The sequence below is a fragment of the Candidatus Palauibacter scopulicola genome (assembly GCF_947581915.1).
Classification (GTDB): domain Bacteria; phylum Gemmatimonadota; class Gemmatimonadetes; order Palauibacterales; family Palauibacteraceae; genus Palauibacter; species Palauibacter scopulicola.
The window spans coordinates 27,521-44,342 of sequence record NZ_CANPWG010000062.1 but is presented as its reverse complement, the minus strand read 5'-3'; the positions used below and the strand labels follow the sequence as shown (position 1 = coordinate 44,342).

General features: G+C 69.0%; 11 protein-coding genes. 2 read left to right on the top strand and 9 right to left on the bottom strand.

The window, feature by feature from the left end:
• Positions 1 to 1,038, top strand: coding sequence for a hypothetical protein (locus tag RN743_RS12345; protein ID WP_310780196.1), 1,038 nt, complete (start codon positions 1 to 3; stop codon positions 1,036 to 1,038).
• Between the two features lie 57 nt (positions 1,039 to 1,095).
• On the opposite strand, the gene RN743_RS12340 is transcribed toward RN743_RS12345, so the two are convergent.
• From RN743_RS12340 to RN743_RS12310, 7 genes are all read right to left on the bottom strand, one after another.
• Entirely contained in the window at positions 1,096 to 1,593 is a 498-nt protein-coding gene (locus RN743_RS12340; RefSeq protein WP_310780194.1) for a histidine phosphatase family protein, read from the bottom strand.
• 40 nt (positions 1,594 to 1,633) lie between these two features.
• Positions 1,634 to 3,025 (bottom strand): TIGR00366 family protein, encoded by a 1,392-nt coding sequence (locus RN743_RS12335; RefSeq protein ID WP_310780192.1) that lies wholly within the window; start codon positions 3,023 to 3,025, stop codon positions 1,634 to 1,636.
• 18 nt (positions 3,026 to 3,043) lie between these two features.
• Positions 3,044 to 4,303: an AI-2E family transporter gene (locus RN743_RS12330; protein WP_310780190.1), complete on the bottom strand. Its 1,260-nt coding sequence runs from the start codon at positions 4,301 to 4,303 to the stop codon at positions 3,044 to 3,046.
• Positions 4,296 to 5,189 carry a molecular chaperone TorD family protein gene (locus tag RN743_RS12325; RefSeq protein ID WP_310780188.1) on the bottom strand — a complete coding sequence of 298 codons (894 nt, stop codon included), beginning with the start codon at positions 5,187 to 5,189 and terminating at the stop codon, positions 4,296 to 4,298. The genes RN743_RS12330 and RN743_RS12325 overlap by 8 nt, the downstream gene beginning before the upstream one ends.
• A gap of 49 nt (positions 5,190 to 5,238) precedes the next feature.
• Positions 5,239 to 8,361, bottom strand: a complete 3,123-nt coding sequence (locus RN743_RS12320; RefSeq protein WP_310780187.1) for a molybdopterin-dependent oxidoreductase — start codon at positions 8,359 to 8,361, stop codon at positions 5,239 to 5,241.
• Entirely contained in the window at positions 8,358 to 9,935 is a 1,578-nt protein-coding gene (locus RN743_RS12315; protein WP_310780185.1) for a 4Fe-4S dicluster domain-containing protein, read from the bottom strand. Before RN743_RS12315 ends, RN743_RS12320 begins: the two co-directional genes overlap by 4 nt.
• 178 nt (positions 9,936 to 10,113) lie before the next feature.
• Complete coding sequence (locus tag RN743_RS12310) at positions 10,114 to 11,022, bottom strand: hypothetical protein (protein WP_310780183.1); 909 nt, start codon at positions 11,020 to 11,022, stop codon at positions 10,114 to 10,116.
• A 108-nt stretch (positions 11,023 to 11,130) separates the two neighbouring features.
• On the opposite strand from RN743_RS12310, the gene RN743_RS12305 reads away from it, so the two are divergent.
• Positions 11,131 to 12,498 carry an NAD-dependent succinate-semialdehyde dehydrogenase gene (locus RN743_RS12305; RefSeq protein WP_310780181.1) on the top strand — a complete coding sequence of 456 codons (1,368 nt, stop codon included), beginning with the start codon at positions 11,131 to 11,133 and terminating at the stop codon, positions 12,496 to 12,498.
• Between the two features lie 27 nt (positions 12,499 to 12,525).
• On the opposite strand, the gene RN743_RS12300 is transcribed toward RN743_RS12305, so the two are convergent.
• Both RN743_RS12300 and RN743_RS12295 read right to left on the bottom strand, forming a co-directional pair.
• A complete protein-coding gene (locus tag RN743_RS12300; RefSeq protein ID WP_310780179.1) occupies positions 12,526 to 15,036 on the bottom strand; it encodes an SDR family oxidoreductase in 2,511 nt (836 codons plus the stop codon).
• Positions 15,029 to 16,819 (bottom strand): B12-binding domain-containing radical SAM protein, encoded by a 1,791-nt coding sequence (locus RN743_RS12295; protein WP_310780177.1) that lies wholly within the window; start codon positions 16,817 to 16,819, stop codon positions 15,029 to 15,031. Before RN743_RS12295 ends, RN743_RS12300 begins: the two co-directional genes overlap by 8 nt.
• Positions 16,820 to 16,822: the final 3 nt, after the last annotated feature.

Here is a 16,822-nt window from a genome sequence, read left to right as displayed (position 1 = left end):
ATGCTGCGTGTGTCGGTAGCGTTTGTTTCGCTGGTCTGGGCGGCCTCGGCTGCCGCTCAGACCGGCGAGTTGCATCTGGTTCAGGAGTTACGTCTCGGACGCGTTGACGGGTCGGGACCCGACGTGTTCGCCGACATCCACGATCTCGCGATCGATTCCTTCGGTCGCATCTACGTGCTCGACCCCGGCTGGAAGGACGTGCGACTGTTCGACGGCGAGGGTCGTTTCATCCGTCGGCTCGCACCGGAGGGCGAGGGTCCCGGCGAGAGGCGACACAGGCCCCAATTCCCCGCTCGGGTGACCTGGGACGCGAGTCGCGCTCGGCTGTGGATTGACGACAGGAGGTTTCTGTCAGTGCTGGATTCGCTCGGTGCGGAGTATTCGCGGGATACGCATGTGCCGAGCTTTAGCGAACGGGGTTCTCCGACCGGTGTGGTAGTGGCTGTCGACAAGGAAGGTCGCGTGTACGAACAGCAGTACAGAGTTCCCGGCGATTCAGTGTACAGCTACGTGGCACGTGGCCGGGATACGACGGGTTATGTGGTATCGGGCGACACGCTCCATCTCGATACGCGGGCCCTGATTCAGAGAGGTTCGCCGCGGACCGACACATCGGGCGGGAACACTCTGACCATCAACTTCCTGGCACCTGAACGCGACCACATCGCCTGGTCGATCTCACCTGCGGGTACGGTATGGCTGGCCGATCCCAAGGAACCCCGGCTACATGAGGTGTCCATCGCAGGTGATACGCTCGGCACGTTCGATATCCCGCGGAAGGATCTGGCAGAACTGGACATTTCACCCGAGGGCTGGATCTGGGCGAGACGCGCCGCCGACCCCGACGAGTCGATCTGGGATGTACTGGACAACTGCGGTGTGTACCTCGGTGCCGCCTCCGTACCCTACGCTGTGACGGTGACCGAGGTCGGCTCTGCCGGCGTCATCCATGTAGTGGCGTCCGGCCACCTCGACATCGAGCACGTGGCGCGCCTGCGGCTCGATACAGAGACTTCCCCTTCCCGCCGAAGCTGCTGATCGGAACCTCTGGAGCAACGGCGACCCTGGCCGTTCTTCTCCTATGGCCTTGGGACGTTAGCCGGGGGGGAGGGCCTTGGGGCGCCAGAGGCCGGCGAGGCGGCCGCGGCGGGCCGAACCGAGTTCCGACCAGTCTTCGATGTCCAGTTCCACGGCGGCGAGGGCGGCGGTCGGCATGTACTCGCCTTCGCCCGTCAGGTGCCAGACGAGGGAGGTGATGCCCGGGTTGTGCCCGACGAGCATGAGGCGCTCCCCCGTTCCCCCCATCGCCTCCGCGACCTCGATGTAGCCGTCGGGAGAGGCGCCGTAGAGGTCGTGCGTCGTCTCGATCTCCACAGCCTCGCCGAACTCCGCCGCCGCGAGTTCCGCCGTGGTGCGCGCGCGGACGGCGGTCGAACTCACGATGCGGTCGGGCACGAGGTCCCGTTCCGCGAGGAAGCGTCCCATGCGGGGGGCGTCGCGGCGGCCGCGAGGGTTCAGCGGGCGGTCGTGGTCGCGGAGGCCGGGGTGGTCCCAGGAGGACTTCGCGTGCCGGAGGATGAGCAGGGTCTTCATGTGATCACGGGGGGCACGGGCGTTACGGGCTTCATGAGCGTCACCAGCGGATCGGGATCACGAGCATGGTCGCGACCCCGAGGAGGATCGTCGCCAGCCAGAGGAGGAAGGCGTAGCCGAAGATCTCGCCGAAGCGGCGCCGCGTCACGGCGAGGATGGGGAGCGCCCAGAACGGGTGGATGAGGTTGAAGGCGGAGTCCCCATACGCGTAGGCGAGGAGCACGGTCATGACGGAGACGTCGAGGGCCTCCCCGGCGGGGATCACGTACGGCGCCTCGATCATCCACTTGGAGCCCGCCGAGGGGATGAACATGCTCATGATCCCCGAATAGACGTAGACCACGAGGGGGTAGAGCCGCGTCGTGGCGACCGCGGCGAACTGCTCGCCGAGCCAGCCGCCGAGGTTCGTGTTCTGGATGAGGCCGAAGATGCCGGCGTAAAACGGGAACTGGAGGATGATCCCCCACGCGGCGCCCACGCCGTCGCGGCAGGCGCGCAGGAACGACGTCGGGCGGCCGTGGAGGACGATCGCGAGGACGAGGAACACCGTGTTGTAGGCGTTGATCGTCCAACTCGCGCCGAAGCCCCGCGTGAGGATGGAGTGGGCGAGCGGGTACGCGAACAGGAGGGCGGCGAGGAGCGACCAGCCGCGGAAGCGGTCGAGCCGCTCGGCGGGCGTCGTCCCGGCCTCAGCGCGCGGCGGGGGCGCGGGGAGGATCTCGTCGACCTCCGCCTCCGTGAGGGTGACGGCGTCGCGGTGCGGGTGGAGCGCCATGGCGGCGACGAGGCCGACGAGCAGCATGGCGGCGGCGTACGCGAGATTGAAGGGGTTGAAGAGCGTCTCGGTGACCGGATAGAGGCGGTCCACGACGGGCGCGCCGGTCCCCGGCTCAAGCAGGGGGTTGCCGGGGGTGGCCATGATGAGCGGGGCGGAGCTGGAGAGGCCGGACTGCCACACGGTCCCGATGCCCATGTAGGCGGCGGCGATCACGAGGCGCACGTCCGCGCGCGGGTTGCGCTTGAGTATGAACGGGACGAAGAGCGCGGAACCGACGAGCCCGAACGCCCAGTTTAGGTAGCCGACCGTCATGGAGAACCCGGCGGCGAGGGCGACGGCCTGGGCGGGGCGCTCCGGGTTCGGGCAGCCCGCGAGGCGGTCGAGCAACCGGTAGACCGGGGGCGACGAGGCGCACGCGTGGGCGGCAACCATGGCGATGGAGAACTGCATCGCGAGCTCGAGCAGCGTCCACACGCCCGCGCCCCACGCCAGCCCCGCCTCCGGGATCGAGGCGCCGCCGCCGGTGACCGCCAGGAGGAGTGCGACCACCGTCAGCGACATGAGGATCACCCAGGCGTCGGGCACCCAGCGTTCCGTGACACGGGAGAGCGCCGCGCCGCTCTCGCGCAGTCGGTCGAGCAGGCTCGCGCTCATGCCGTTCGGCCGGTCGGGCTACGCGTCCGGGGAGGGGGCTCCCGGCGGGCCGGCTTCCGGTCGGGAGGCTTCCGTTCGGGAAGCTTCCGGCGCAGCAGCTTCGGCCGCGTCGGCTTCCGGCCCGGGCGCCGCGTCGGCCTCCGGCACCGGTTCGACGGCATCGGCCCCGGCGGCCGACCCGCCGAACGCCGTGGCCGGCAGGACCTCGCGGAACGACTCGCCGTAGAGTTCCCACACGGTGATGAAGAGCGCCGCGACGATGGGGCCGATGAGCACGCCGGCCATGCCGAAGGCGATGAGTCCGCCGAGGGTGCCGAGCAGGATCATCAGATCCGGCATCCGGGTGTCGCGCCCGACCAGCCAGGGGCGCATGAGGTTGTCCAGCGTCCCCACCACGAGGCCGCACCACAGGATGAGCCCGATGCCGCCAGCGACCTGGTCCGCGGCGAGGAGGTAGATCGCGGCGGGCAGCCACACGAGCGCGGACCCGATCCCGGGCACGATCGAGAGGACCGCCATGACCGTGCCCCAGAAGGCGGCGGACGGAATCCCCACCACCCAGAAGGCGAGCCCGGCCAGCGCGCCCTGCACGATGCCGATGAGAAACGTCCCCTTCACCATCGCCCGCGTCACCGAGACGAAGCGGTCGAGCATGCGGCGTTCATCTTCGTCCGAGAGCGGGAGGTAGTAGAGGACCTTGTTCAGCACGCCGCGGCCGTCCTTCAGGAAGAAGAACATGGCGTACAGCATCAGCAACAGGAGGAAGACGACCCGCACGGTGGCCGTCGTGACGCCGGCGAGCCAGTCGACCGCGAGACTGCCGACGGACCCCGCGACTTCGCCCAGCCTCTGGAGGAGCTGCTCCTGGTACGGCCGCAGCGAATCCAGCCAGGGAATCCGGTCCAGCAGCTCGTCGAGCCCGCCCGGCTGCCGCAGCTGGGCCTGCATGTTCTCGATCCAGGGGCCCGCCGTCTGCGTGACGTGCACGGCCTGGTTCGCAACGATGCCGAGGAACGCCGTGACCGGCCCGATGAGGAGGATCACGAACAGTCCGACCGCGGCGAAGGAGGCCAGTCGCTCCCTCCCCCCGAACCAGCCGCACAGGGTCCGGTAGGCCGGGTACATGAGGCCGCTGAGGATCGCCCCCAGGAAGAGCGCCGTCAGGAACGTCCGGATCATCTGGAGGAAGAGGAGGCTGATCCCGACGACGAGCAGGAGAAGGAAGATGGCGCGGAAACGCCCCGGATGAAGGGGCGGACTCCCGCCCGCGTCAGCCATTCTGTACGTCGGCGCTGAGTGCGGAGTCGAGGTCGGCGCCGACATCGGCGCTGAGGTCGCTGAGGAGGCGACCCGTTGCGGTCACGCGGTGCGTCCAGAAATCCGCGACTTCCGGCGCAGTGGTCCCCCCGCGGTCGTGAAGACGCGTCCAGTCGCGCGCCTCGCACGCGAGCCAGTCCAGGGTCGCGCGCGGCCCCTGCGACATCATGGACCGCAGGATGTAGGCGCGCTCGCCCACGCGGAGACCGAAGCCGAGATCGCGCGCGGCTCTGGCGAGGTCGGCCCGCGTGAGGACAAGTCCGCTGCGGACCGGGCTCAGGAGGGCATTGAAGAAGCTGTCCCCATCGGTCCGGCGCGGGTCGGGCACCGGTTTCGCCTCGCGGAGCGCGAGCGGACGCCGCGTCGGCGGCCCGAGGCGGGCCGACTCGCCGAAGAGGAGGGCCTCGAGCGTGTCGGCCCACTCCCGGTAGAACGGGGGCGCGATCTGCCGCAGCTTCGTCAGAAAGGGGAGGACCCACGAGAGCAGGTGCTCCCAGAGGAAGGCGTGCCGCGCGTCGCGACAGGCCTGGGCGGACTTGCCGTTCCCCCGCTGCTGTGCTTCCACGAGCCAGGCGTAGCCGCCCAGCAGGGCGCGCAGGTGGTCCGGATCCTCGGGGGGCGTTGTCCCGAGCGCGCGCCAGAAGCCGGCGACGCGGTCGCGCGCCTCCCCGCCCATGCGGCCGTCCGTGCCCAGGAAGGCGGAGGCGTACGGGTAGAGCTGGAAGAGGAAGAGGTCGTTGTGCGTGGGCTCGTCCGGCACCGGGCCCAGTTCGAGGAGGTGGCCGATGAGCCGATTCTCCCCGCACGGACCATCGAGAAGCGCGCCGAGGGCGCGAAACAGCTCCATGGCCTAGGATCCCGCGCCGGCGGCGCGTGCGGCACTGTCCACGTTCACATCACGAAGTAGATGGGGGGCTCGATTTGCTGTCAAGTTGCGCCGCATCGGGTTCCTGCGAGCCCGCGTCCGGCGGCTTCGAGCCGGACGGTTCCGGGAGGTCGTACGCCGTGCGCACGGGACGCAGCGGGCGAATGAGCCAGTGCGGCCGGCGCGTCCCGTCGGGAGAGTGCCGGACGGCCCCGCGCGTCTTCGCAAGCCAGCTCCGGTACACCTCGTGCGACCGCTCCGTGTCGACGTGAATATCCCCGTGCCGGTCGCGCCGCGAGGCCTTGACCACGCGCACTGCCTGGTGCCAGCAGTGCATCCCGGACACCGGGTCGGGATGCACCGGGAAGGTGAGGTTCTGATGGACGCCCACGTCCGTCCACCAGATCCGCGACGTGTCCGGATCGTCGGTCTCGTACGGCGCCGCGCCCTGCTTGCGTGACAGCTTCCAGTCGCCGTCCTTCCCCGTGAGGGAGACCGTCGCCATGAGTTGCCGCTGGCCCGCCATCTTTTCCCGCTCGCCGCGGCCGGCCGTCCCCGGTTCCCCCGCCTCCGCGCCCGAGCCCGGGGCGTCCGCCAGCTTCCAGCGCCCCATGTGGTGGCTGCACGCGACGACGCCCGGCTTGATCCCCTCCGTCACCCATGCCTTGAGGACGAAGTAGCCGATCTCGGTTTCGACCCGCACGAGATCTCCCGTCCTCACCCCCTTCCGCGCCGCGTCGGACGGATGCAGCCAGAGCGGGTTCGTGTGGGCGATCTCGTCCAGCCACTTGGAGTTGGCCGAACGCGTGTGGATCTGCACCGGGAGCCGGAAGGTGGAGATGAGGCACATCTGATCCGGCTCCATCGCGGCCGGATGGACATGGCTCCGGATGTAGGCGGGCACGGCGTACTCGGGCCAGCCCCAGCGGACCAGCGTGGGGGAATAGAACTCCAGCTTGCCGCTCGGGGTCGGAAACCCGCGCCGAATCGTGTCGTCCACGCGAACGCCCACCGGGCGCCGCCCCTCGGGATCCGGGTCGGGGGCGCCCATGGGGGCGAGGTTCACGGCGGCCGAGGCGGGGGCCCGCGTGTAGACGCGGCCGAACTCGTCTTCCCGCGCGTCCTCGAGTTCCTCGGGCGGAACGAGCCGCTCGTGAAGCGGGCCGATGTCGCGCGCGACCTCGAAGGCGCCGTAGCGGCGCATGTAGTCCAGCGGCGAGCGTCCGTCCGCCGCCGCCGCCTCGGGCAGGCCGGGAACCGAGTGCTCGAACATCCAGGCGTAGTACTCGTCCACCGTGAGGCGCTGCCCGGGATTCTCCTTCGACTCCACGAACTCGCGGATGCCGCGGCTGCCGTCCGGGTCGATGCGCCAGGAGAGCTCGAGCCAGAACTCGTTCTCCTCCCACACTTCACCAGGGTTCGTGTGGCGCGTGTCCGCCACCCGCTCGCCGAGACGCTCCCGGGCGGAGCGCAGCACCGGCTGGCGGAAGCCGATCCACTGGCCGTCGTGGGTCTCGTAGGAGTGGAGGTCGTGCCGCTCGGGCCCGTGTCCCATGGGAAGGACGTAGTCCGCGAAGTAGGCGGACTCGTTCCAGGTCGGCGTGAGCGCGACATGGAGGCCGACCTTCTCCTCATCGGTCAGGGCCTCGATCCACGCGAAGCCGTCCGGGTTCGTCCACACCGGGTTGTACACGCGCGTGAAGTAGACGTCGAGCTTGCCGCGCCCCTCCCTGAGGAGGTGCGGGAGGAGGAAGGAGACCTCGTACATCGCCAGCGGAAACTCGTCGGGCCACGTGAGTTCGTTCCAGTGCTCCGGGTGCCGCGGCATGCGGATCGGCTTCGGGATGAACTTGTTCCACGTGCTCGGATAGGTGCCGCCGGGGGTCGCCACGGAACCCGTGAGGGCGTTGAGAAAGAAGAGGGTCCGGGCCACCTGCCAGCCGCCCTCGTTGCCGGACGCGGCGCTCCGCCAGTTGTGCGTGGAGAGGCGGGACCCGGCCCGGGCCACGAGTTCGGCGACCTCGCGGATCTGCGCCGCATCGATGCCGGACTCCTCCGCCGCCCACTCAAAGGTGCACGCCTCGTACAGCTCGAGGAGGGCGGCCTCGAACGACTCGAAGGTGCGCGGGAGGTCCGGCTTCTCGGCGGCGAGGTACTCCTCCCAGTTGAACCAGCGCCGGACGAAGTCGCGGTTCCAGGCCCCCGTCGCGATCAGGTGGTTCGCGATCGCGAGGAGGACGGCGGCCTCGGACCCGGGTTGCGTGGGGAGCCAGTGATCCGCGTGTGTCGCCGTGTTCGAGAGGCGCGTATCGAAGACGATGAGCCGCGCCCCCTTCTTGACCCCGTCCAGGATGCGCTGGGCGTGAGGGTTGAAGTAGTGCCCCGCCTCGAGGTGCGAACTCACGAGGAGGATGACGTCGGCGCGGGCGTGGTCGGGGCTGGGGCGGTCCATGCCGAGCCAGAACTGGTAGCCGGCGCGCGCGCTCGACGAGCAGATGTTCGTGTGCGAGTTGTGGCCGTCGACACCCCACGCGGCGATCAGCCGTTCCGTGAACCCGTCCTCGCCCGGACGCCCCACGTGGTACATGACCTCGCGCTGGCGCCCCTCGTCGATGGCCGTGCGGATCCGCGCCGAGATGTCGTTGAGCGCTTCCTCCCAGGAGACGCGCACCCACTTCCCCTCCCCGCGCTCGCCGGCGCGCTTCAGCGGGTAGAGGACGCGGTCGGGGTCGACGATCTGGTTCAGCGTGGCCGGGCCCTTGGCGCAGTTCCTGCCGCGGGAGCCGGGATGCTCGGGGTTCCCCTCGAACTTCTGCACCTGGAGGGTGTCGCGGTCGACGTAGGCCAGGAGCCCGCACGCGGACTCGCAGTTGAAACAGGTCGTGGGCACGAGCATGTAGCGCCGTTCGCGACGCTCGGGCCACGCCTTCGAGTCGAGTTCGACCCAGTCGTCCCAGCGTTCCCGCGGGGGGAAAGCCGCGAGTTGGTTGCGGCTGGGGCCTGGATAGAAGGTCTCGCCGCGGGCCTCGGTTGCCGAACGCGCCGCGCTCACCCGCTCGCTGAGTTCGTGCAGTCGCCGCGAGACGCCATCCGGGCCGGAGCCGTTGCCGCCCGCGCCGGCGCCGTTGCGGCCCGGGCCGCCCGGATCGCTCATGCGAGGGGCACGGACTGTCCGGCCTGAACGTAGGCGTGCTCGTGCGCGAGGAGCCCGGCGAGGGCGGAGGCGCCGATCAGCGGGGCGACCCAGGCGCCGGCGAGCGGCGCCACGGTGAGGGCGGCCGCGAGCGTCACGAGCAGGATGCCGCTCCAGAACCATGGGGCGTAGCGGCCGCGCACCATGTTCCGGGCGGCGAGGGCGGCGTGGGCCGTCGCGTGCGTGAGCGTGAGTTCGGCGAGCACGAGCAGCAGGTGCGCGGCGGCCGTGAGCCCCACGAGCCGGCCCAGCGCGGCGGAGCCGCCGAGCGACGGGAAGAGCATCAGGGCCGCGCCGCCGGCCAGCAGCGCCTGGACGAGGAAGTGCGGCGGCAGGAGCGGATTCTGCCACAGATCGCGCGCCCGGGCCTGCGCGAAGAGATAAGCCGTGTAGACCGCGGTCATGCCGGCCAGGGGCGCCCCCGCCCACGCCATCCAGCGCGTCGTCTCGGCGGCCCCGGCGCCGCCGACCAGCCCCGCCGCGAGGTGCGCGGTCAGCGCCGCGCCGTAGCCCGCGATCACGAACGCCCCCCGCACGAGCCAGCTCTTCATGTGGGGTCTCGTGAAGATGAGCAGGAAGCGCTTCGGGTGCTCGAGATCCCAGATCAGCAGCCCGCCGGTGAGCGCGAGCGCGGCGAGACCGAGGAGCGGCGTGAGGGTGAGCCAGGTCCCGCTCTGCCACGCGAGCCCGCCCAGCAGGCAGAGGAGGAGCACGGCGAGGTACACGCCGGCGGAGACCCCCTTGGTGAGCGTGTACAGGCTCACCCGCCAGTCCCAGGGCGCGGTGTGCGAGATGTCGTAGGAGAGAATCGCGGCGGCCGAGGAGTTCGGGCCGTGCCGTCCGTCCGTTCCCATCGGGTGCGGCTGGCCCGCGCCGACCTCGTGCGGGCCCTCGGGCTGCTCGCTCCACATGTACAGCCCGCCTCCGGGACGGGCCGCCGCCAGCGGGTCAAGCGTGGCCTGGTGCGCCCCCTTGTAGAACAGCTTCGGGTGGGTCTCCTTCTCCGGCCTCCGGACGCTGACCGGGTCGCGCCCGACGTACTGCGAGACCTTCGATTCCGGGTCGTCGAGATCGCCGACGATGATCGCCTCCGTCGGGCACACCGTGACGCAGGCCGGCTCCAGCCCCATGTCGATGCGGTGGGCGCAGAAGTTGCACTTCTCCGCGGAGTGGTCGTCCGGGTTGATGAAGATCGCGTCGTAGGGACAGGCGGCGATGCACGCCTTGCAGCCGATGCAGATCGACTTGTCGAAGTCCACGATCCCGTCGGGGCGGCGGAACATGGCCTGCGTCGGGCACGCGGTCGTGCACGGCGCGTCGTCACACTGGTTGCAGCGCGTGACCTGGAAGGCGCGCCGCGCGGCCGGGAAGGTTCCCACGTCGGCGTACTTCACGTAGGTGCGGGTGACGCCGAGCGGGACCTCGTTCTCGGACTTGCAGGCCGTCGTGCAGGCGTGACAGCCGATACAGCGGGTGTGATCGATGACTTTCGCCCAACGGGCCGTCTCAGGCCCCGTCCCCGCGGACTCCGGCATGCACGCTCCCCGTGAGAGGGTTGGGCGGTCGTGGCCTCGCGCTCGCGCGGACCGGCGGTCTCCGGTTACGTCGCGCTGCTGGCAGGCCGTGGCCTGCTATGTTCCATCGTCGTGCCGGGCCGGGCAAGCCCGCCCGTCGGTCGGCCCGTCGGTCCGTCAGTCGGTCAGGATGATTCCGTCAATCGGTCAGGATGATTGAGAGGCCCGGGAGATCCACGCCCTTCGCCTCCACCCGCCACATGTCGCCGGGGGACAGCGGCTCGAGCGGGGTCAGTGTCCCCGTGCTCACGACCAGGCCATGTTCCGGGATCCCGGCATCGGAGAAACGCGGCCACAGCCGCGGCACGACCTCCAGCGCCTCGAGCGGATGCCCGAGGACATCGCTTCCCCGCCCACGCGCCACGAGGGTCTCGTTGCGGAGGAGGCTGACCTCGAGCCGGTCGAGCCGGGCCACCCGCTCGTCGAAGTCCGGCACGTCCCGGTTGACCGGCAGGCCGACGACGAGCGCGCCGTGGAGCCCGAAGTCGGCCACCGAATCCGCCGGCGTGAGATGCCAGTCCGGATAGTGGCAGTCGACGATCTCGAATCCGAGCGCGATCCAGCCCGGCCGGCCGCCGGTGGGCGCGTCACCGTCCGGCGACCCACCGTTGGGCGCCTCACTGTTGGGCGCCCCACCCTCCGGTTCGATGCCGAAGACGACCTCGACTTCGATCATCGGGGCGCGGAACTTCGCCAGAGAGACCTCCGCCACCGGTCTCGCCACGCGCAGGGTTCGAGCGTAGATGGGAGCGAGGATCGGCTCGTCGAGCCCGAATTCCGGCCAGATCGCGCGGTTCGTGAACCCGACCTTGCAGCCCAGCAGACCGTATCCCTCTTGCTGCAGGCTGCGGTCGAGCGCGGCCCCGACGCGATAGGCCCGGTCGAGACCGAACTCTCCGGTGCGTTGCGTCGGCGGCCGAACCGTTTCGCGCCTGTCGCGGGCGGCAAGCAACTCCCGGGCGAGATCCGCCTCGAAAGCGTCCGCGGCAGCGGAGGCGTCGGCCACAGCGTCGGCCAGAGTGTCGGCCAGAGCGTCGGCTTCGGTCATGTACGGCTCCGGGGCTGGTCCAGCCGGGGCTTGCGGGTCGCGCGCCGAAACCGGACGATTTCGCTAGTTTGGGCGGTGCAATGGTAACGTCTCGTGAGAGAGAACGAGATGCCTTTCGAGAGCATAGACCCGACCACGGAAGAACGGCTCGCGTCGTTCCCCGCCCTCGATGCGGACGGGATCGGCGGGGCGCTGGAACGGGCCCGCGCGGGGTTCGACGTGTGGCGGCGGGTGCCGGTGGCCGAGAGGGCGGAACGTCTCCTCGCGCTGGCGGAACTCGTCGAGCGGGGCAAGGCGGCCTACGGCCTGCTGATGACGCGCGAGATGGGCAAGCCGCTCGCCAGCGCGGTCGCGGAGGCCGAAAAATGCGCCTGGGTGTGCCGGTACTACGCCGAGCACGGGCCCGCGCACCTGGCGCCCGAGCGCTTCGAGTCGACCGGAACGCACTGCTGGGTCGAGTACCATCCCCTGGGCGCGGTGCTCGGGATCATGCCGTGGAACTTCCCGTTCTGGCAGGCCATGCGCTCCGCGGTGCCGACGGTGCTGGCGGGCAACGCCTTCCTGCTCAAGCACTCGCCCAACGTGCCGCAGTGCGCGGTCGCGCTCGAGGGACTGTTCTCGCGCGCCGGATTCCCCGAGGGCGTGTTCCAGAACGTCTTCGTCGAGGTCGGGGACATCCCCCGCGTGCTCGACGACCCGACGGTGCAGGCCGCCTCCCTCACCGGCTCCGTCGCGGCCGGCTCCGCCCTCGCGGCCGAGGCCGGACGCCGCATCAAGACGACCGTGCTCGAACTCGGCGGCAGCGATCCCTTCATCGTCATGGAGAGCGCGGATCTCGAGCGGGCCGTCGCGACCGCCGTCGACGCGCGCATGTGGAACAACGGCCAGTCGTGCATCGCCGCCAAGCGGATGCTCGTCCAGCGTTCGATCGCCGACGAGTTCACCGAGCGGCTCGTCGAACGCGTGTCGGCGCTCCGCGTCGGCGACCCGAGGGAGTCCGAGGTCGAAATCGGACCGCTGGCCCGCCGCGACCTGAGAGATCACGTCGCGGAGCAGGTGGAGGCCACGGTGGCGGCCGGCGCCCGCGTGGCCGCGGGCGGCCGCGTCCCCGACCGCCGCGGATGGTTCTACGAGCCGACCGTGCTCACCGACGTCCCGGACGGATCCCCGGCCACGGACGACGAGATCTTCGGTCCGGTGGCCAGCGTCTTCCCGGTCGCCGACATGGACGAGGCCATCGGGCGCGCCAACGCGACCGAGTTCGGCCTCTGCTCCGCCATCTGGACGAACGATCCCGAGGAACGGGCCCGCGCCGTCCGCGACCTGGAGGCCGGCGGCGTCTTCATCAACGGGATGTCCGCTTCGGATCCTCGCGTCCCCTTCGGCGGCGTCAAACGCTCGGGCTACGGGCGGGAACTCGGCCCCCACGCGATCCGCGAGTTCGTGAACGTGAAGACGGTGTGGGTCGGCGACTGACCCGCCACAATCAAACAGGCCAGGCCCTCACGGGGTCAAGGGCGATCGGTGTCCTTCGCGGGAGAGAAAACCCAGGTAGCGCGAGAACGCCGCATCGACCTCGTCGCGCGTCAGACCGAAGTCGGCAAGGTCGTACTTGTGCCGCTCTTCTCTTTGCCGCTGTTCGGCCTGTACCTCGAGCCATGCATCCATGTCGGCCACCGCCTCCTCCTCCAGCCGCCAGCCGAAATGGTCGTAGATGCGGGCCACCATGGCCATCGGGTCTTCTACAAAATCGTAGAAGCTGACGTCCATCCACCGGTCTTCGAGTTCGGGGTGGGCGGTGCGAAACTCCACCGCGCAATCGAGCATGCGGCTCATGAACTCGAGCTGTTCCGCCCCGAGATCTCCTGACGGGCGGGGCTGGCAGGAGAGACTGCGAACGCGGTCGACGAGGCTGCACCAGGATCCCATGAACTGCGCGGGTTCGCGATGGGTCTGAATGAACAGGGCATCGGGGTACGTCGCGATCAGCGCCTCCAGTTCGAAGAGGTGGAAGGGCGCCTTCAGAACCCACTGCCCCTCCCCGCCGCGTCGCCGCTGCCGCCGCTGATGCGTGTAGCTCTGCATCGCGCGGCGGTGAAAGGCGTAACTCGCCGACATGTCCTTGCCGGCAAGCCAGCGGGCGAAGTCTGGGATGTCGAACCAGACGGTGGCGCCCCAGGCCGTAAACCCCAACCTGAGGAGTCCGAGATCCTCCTCCGGTTCGTTCACGTCGAAGTGATGCACCCCCTTGAACATGTCGACGATTCCCGACGCGTTCAGAAGTTCTTCCGCGAAGGCTCGCCGCGGATCTTCGGCCGAGCCGGCCGGACTGGCGTCGTTGCCTCCCGCCGGGACCGGCTCGACATACTCGTAGCCGCGCAGCGTCCAGAACCGCGGGTCGCGAGACATCAGGCGGTGCAGGAACGTCGTGCCGGTCCGGTTGACCCCGACGATGAAGACCGGCCGCCTGACCTCCTGTTCCGCGATCTGCGGGTAGCGGCGGCGCTCGGCTTCCAGAGACGCGTTGTTGCGCAACCGGCGGGTGAGATCGAAGGCGATGTAGTCGTGTCTCTCGGTGCGGACGCCGGCCTCCGGGGCGTTCACCGCCCGGACGAGCTGCCTGAGCCCCTCAAGTTTCCAGGCGGGGAACGCCACGTCGAACGGAACATCGTATTCGCGCGCGAACGATTCGGCTCGACCCAGAAGGTGGTCGTAGTCGAGGCGGCTCTCGGGTATGCGGTAGGGCCAACGCTCGCGATGGGCCCGCAACCAGTCGAGAGAGCGCCGGAGCATGGCGTACGCGCTCGGCCACGGAATCGGGTCCGGACAATCGGCTTCCAGCGCGCGGCTGCAGACGCGATGGGACGGAGCAGTCGCGTCCCCGCTGAACCAGTAGGGCGCACCGTGATCGATCAGGTTCCAGAAGCCGTGGAGAGGCGACCGTTCTCCCCGGGACAGACAGGCCCGCTTGAACTCATCGTAGGTGACGGTCTTGTAGTACAGTCCGAAGTCCGCGAGCTGCATCTCGTGCCCCAGCGGCGGGTCTTCGGAGTAGTGGTAGATCGTGAAGCGCCGATCCGGATTCAGCGAGATGGCCGCCATGGTGTCGGCAACGACATCGGCCGCCGCCTGGCTCCATTGCAACGTGAACCCTTCGGGCATCCGCCCCGCATCCACTACCGCGGCCACTGTTCGCACCGCGACATCGTCGGCATTGCCGAATCCGGTACTCGCGACGTTCGCGTGCGGCAGTCGGAACAGAGCCACGGGCACCCCGGCCCGTGTCGCATGAAGCAGGGCCTGCTCGACCACCACCTTGGTCCACGGATACCCGAGCATGCCGAGGGGGAAGACGCGTTTCATGCTCCCGGTGTCCGGCTGCATCTGGTGCGTGATGCGGCTGCCGGAATACTCCTTCGCGAAACCGCAGAAGTACTCGGGGAAAACCCCCATGGTCGACGCGAAGAAGATGTGTTTCAGGCGCGTGGTCAGGCACAGGTCGAGCACGGCGCGGATGCTGAACACGTTGGTCCTGCGCAGGGCGACGTAGGGCGTCGCTACGCTCAGGCTCGCGGCAAGATGGTAGACGGCGTCGATCCGCTGGCAGAGTTCCGCGAATTGGGGCGGCTCGAGGCCGAAACGCGGAAGATGGATGTCTCCCGCCAGCGCACGGATGCGCGGCGCGAGTTCGTCATCCTGGACTTCCGCCTCTTTCAGGGAGGCCTGGATACGCGCCAGCGCATGGTCGGAATCATCCGCGCGTACGATGCAGGTCACCGTCAGGTTCGGGTTCCGCCGCAGGAGATCTCTCAGAAGAAAGCGGCCGAGGAAGCCGGTCGCTCCGGTCAGCAGCACCTCCCGGAAGTCCGCGGGATCGGCGGGGGGGGCCGCCCCGGCGCGACCGGACGCCTCGTCGATGAACCGGCGCAGCGCATCGAGATCGTGCCGGCACTGAGGCGGCAGGGTGCCCGTGAGCGGGGGGACTTCGCTGCGCAGAGTGTTCGTTTCAGGCACGGCCCGCTCCACCGGGATCCCGGGTCTCGCCCACAACCGGCAAGCTCCCACGGGTCGCCGGGGTTGGGTGGATCTCGGGATTCAGCGCGAGTTGAAAGGCCGCGACGGCTTCGGAGATCCCGTCTCCGGCGTAGCGGAATTCCTCCGGGATGGCCCTCCGCCGGGCATTGGCCCGGCTGAGCGCCGCCTTTCTGAGCCCAGTCTCCGCGCCCCGTCTCGGCTTCGACCGCGGTCGCGTATCGCGGACGGTCGCCAGTTCCGAGTTCAGGTACTCCTTGAATTCGCGGATGACGGTCTGCTGACGGGTGAACTTCTCGCAGTGATGACCCGTCGCGGCGAGTCGAATCGCCAGGGGCATCATGCGGGGATGGTCTTTGGAGACCTTCGCGACGTACCGTGAGAACGCCGGAAGCTGGTCCGCGGTCAGGCGCCGCCGGATCCCCATGATCCCCGCATAGAGCGCGTGCTCGCTCACCGGCTTGTGGATGTGCGGCACGGGGTTGAGGTGTTTCAGCAAAGTCAGACAGCGTTCAAAATAGTTCTCGAGCGTCGAATCGTAGATCGTCCCGATGACCCGCAGATACCCCTCCACCAATGTCGCGGGATCCATCTGCGGCCTGAAGTTCAGCGAGGTCGCGTTGATCTCGATGGGCTTGTCCAGCAGTCGGCCTTCCTGCTCGAGACGCGCCCAAAGGTTGGTGTCCTTGAGTGCGGTCAGCAGGCCGACCAGCGCGATCGGGATTCCGGTTTCCTGAATGAAGTCGATCTGGGCATCGAACGCGCTCTCGTCATCCTCATCGAGGCCGAGGATGAAGCCGCCCTGCACCTGCATCCCCTTCTGCTGGATCTTGCGCACGGCGGTGAACAGGTAGTTGTCGTCGCGCACGTTGATGTTCTGAGGCTTCTTCATCTTCTTGAGAGCCTTTGGATTGGGCGTCTCGATACCCAGGAAGACGGTGTCGAAGCCGGCCTCGATCATGACGTCCATGAGGTCGTTCATGCGGACCAGGTTCACGCTGGCCTCGGTAGACAGCGTAAACGGATACCCGCGCTCCTTCTGCCACTCGGCGATCGCCGGCAGGAGACGCGTCACCTCGCGCTTGTTGCCGATGAAGTTGTCATCGACGAGGAAGAGCGGGCCGCGCCAGCCCAGTTCGTGCAGGTGATCGAACTCGGCCACCATCTGCTCGGGCGTCTTCGTGCGCGACACGCGGCCGTACAGCTTGGTAATGTCGCAGAACTCGCAGTCGAAGGGGCAGCCCCGCGAGAACTGGAGGCACATGGAGTAGTAGTCGTTCATGTCGATGAGGTCGAAGCGCGGAAGCGGCGTGACGGTCACATCCGGCTTTCGCGGCGCTCGATAGACCTCCTTCGCGGTGCCGTTTTCCAGGTCGTGCAGGAAGGCGGGGAAGGTCTCCTCGACCTCGTCGAGGACGAAGTGGTCGATGCCCTCCATTTCGCGGTGGAAGGTCGTGGGGTGAGGTCCGCCGGCGATGACCGGAATCCCGGCCCGGTTGCAGCGCTCCACGACCTGCTCGAGCGATGGGCGCTGGACGATCATGGTCGACGTGAAGGCGAGATCCGCCCACTCCAGATCGCGGTCCTCGAGCGAGGTGACGTTGAGGTCGACCACGCGGAGGTTGTACCGGGACGGGAACATCGCTGCCACGGTGAGCAGGCCGAGCGGTGGAAAGGCGGCCCGGATGCCCAGAAGGTCCAGGGCGAAGTTGTTGCCCCAGTAGGTGGGAGGGTGCCTGGGGTAGAGGAGGAGCGCGTTCGGCATGGC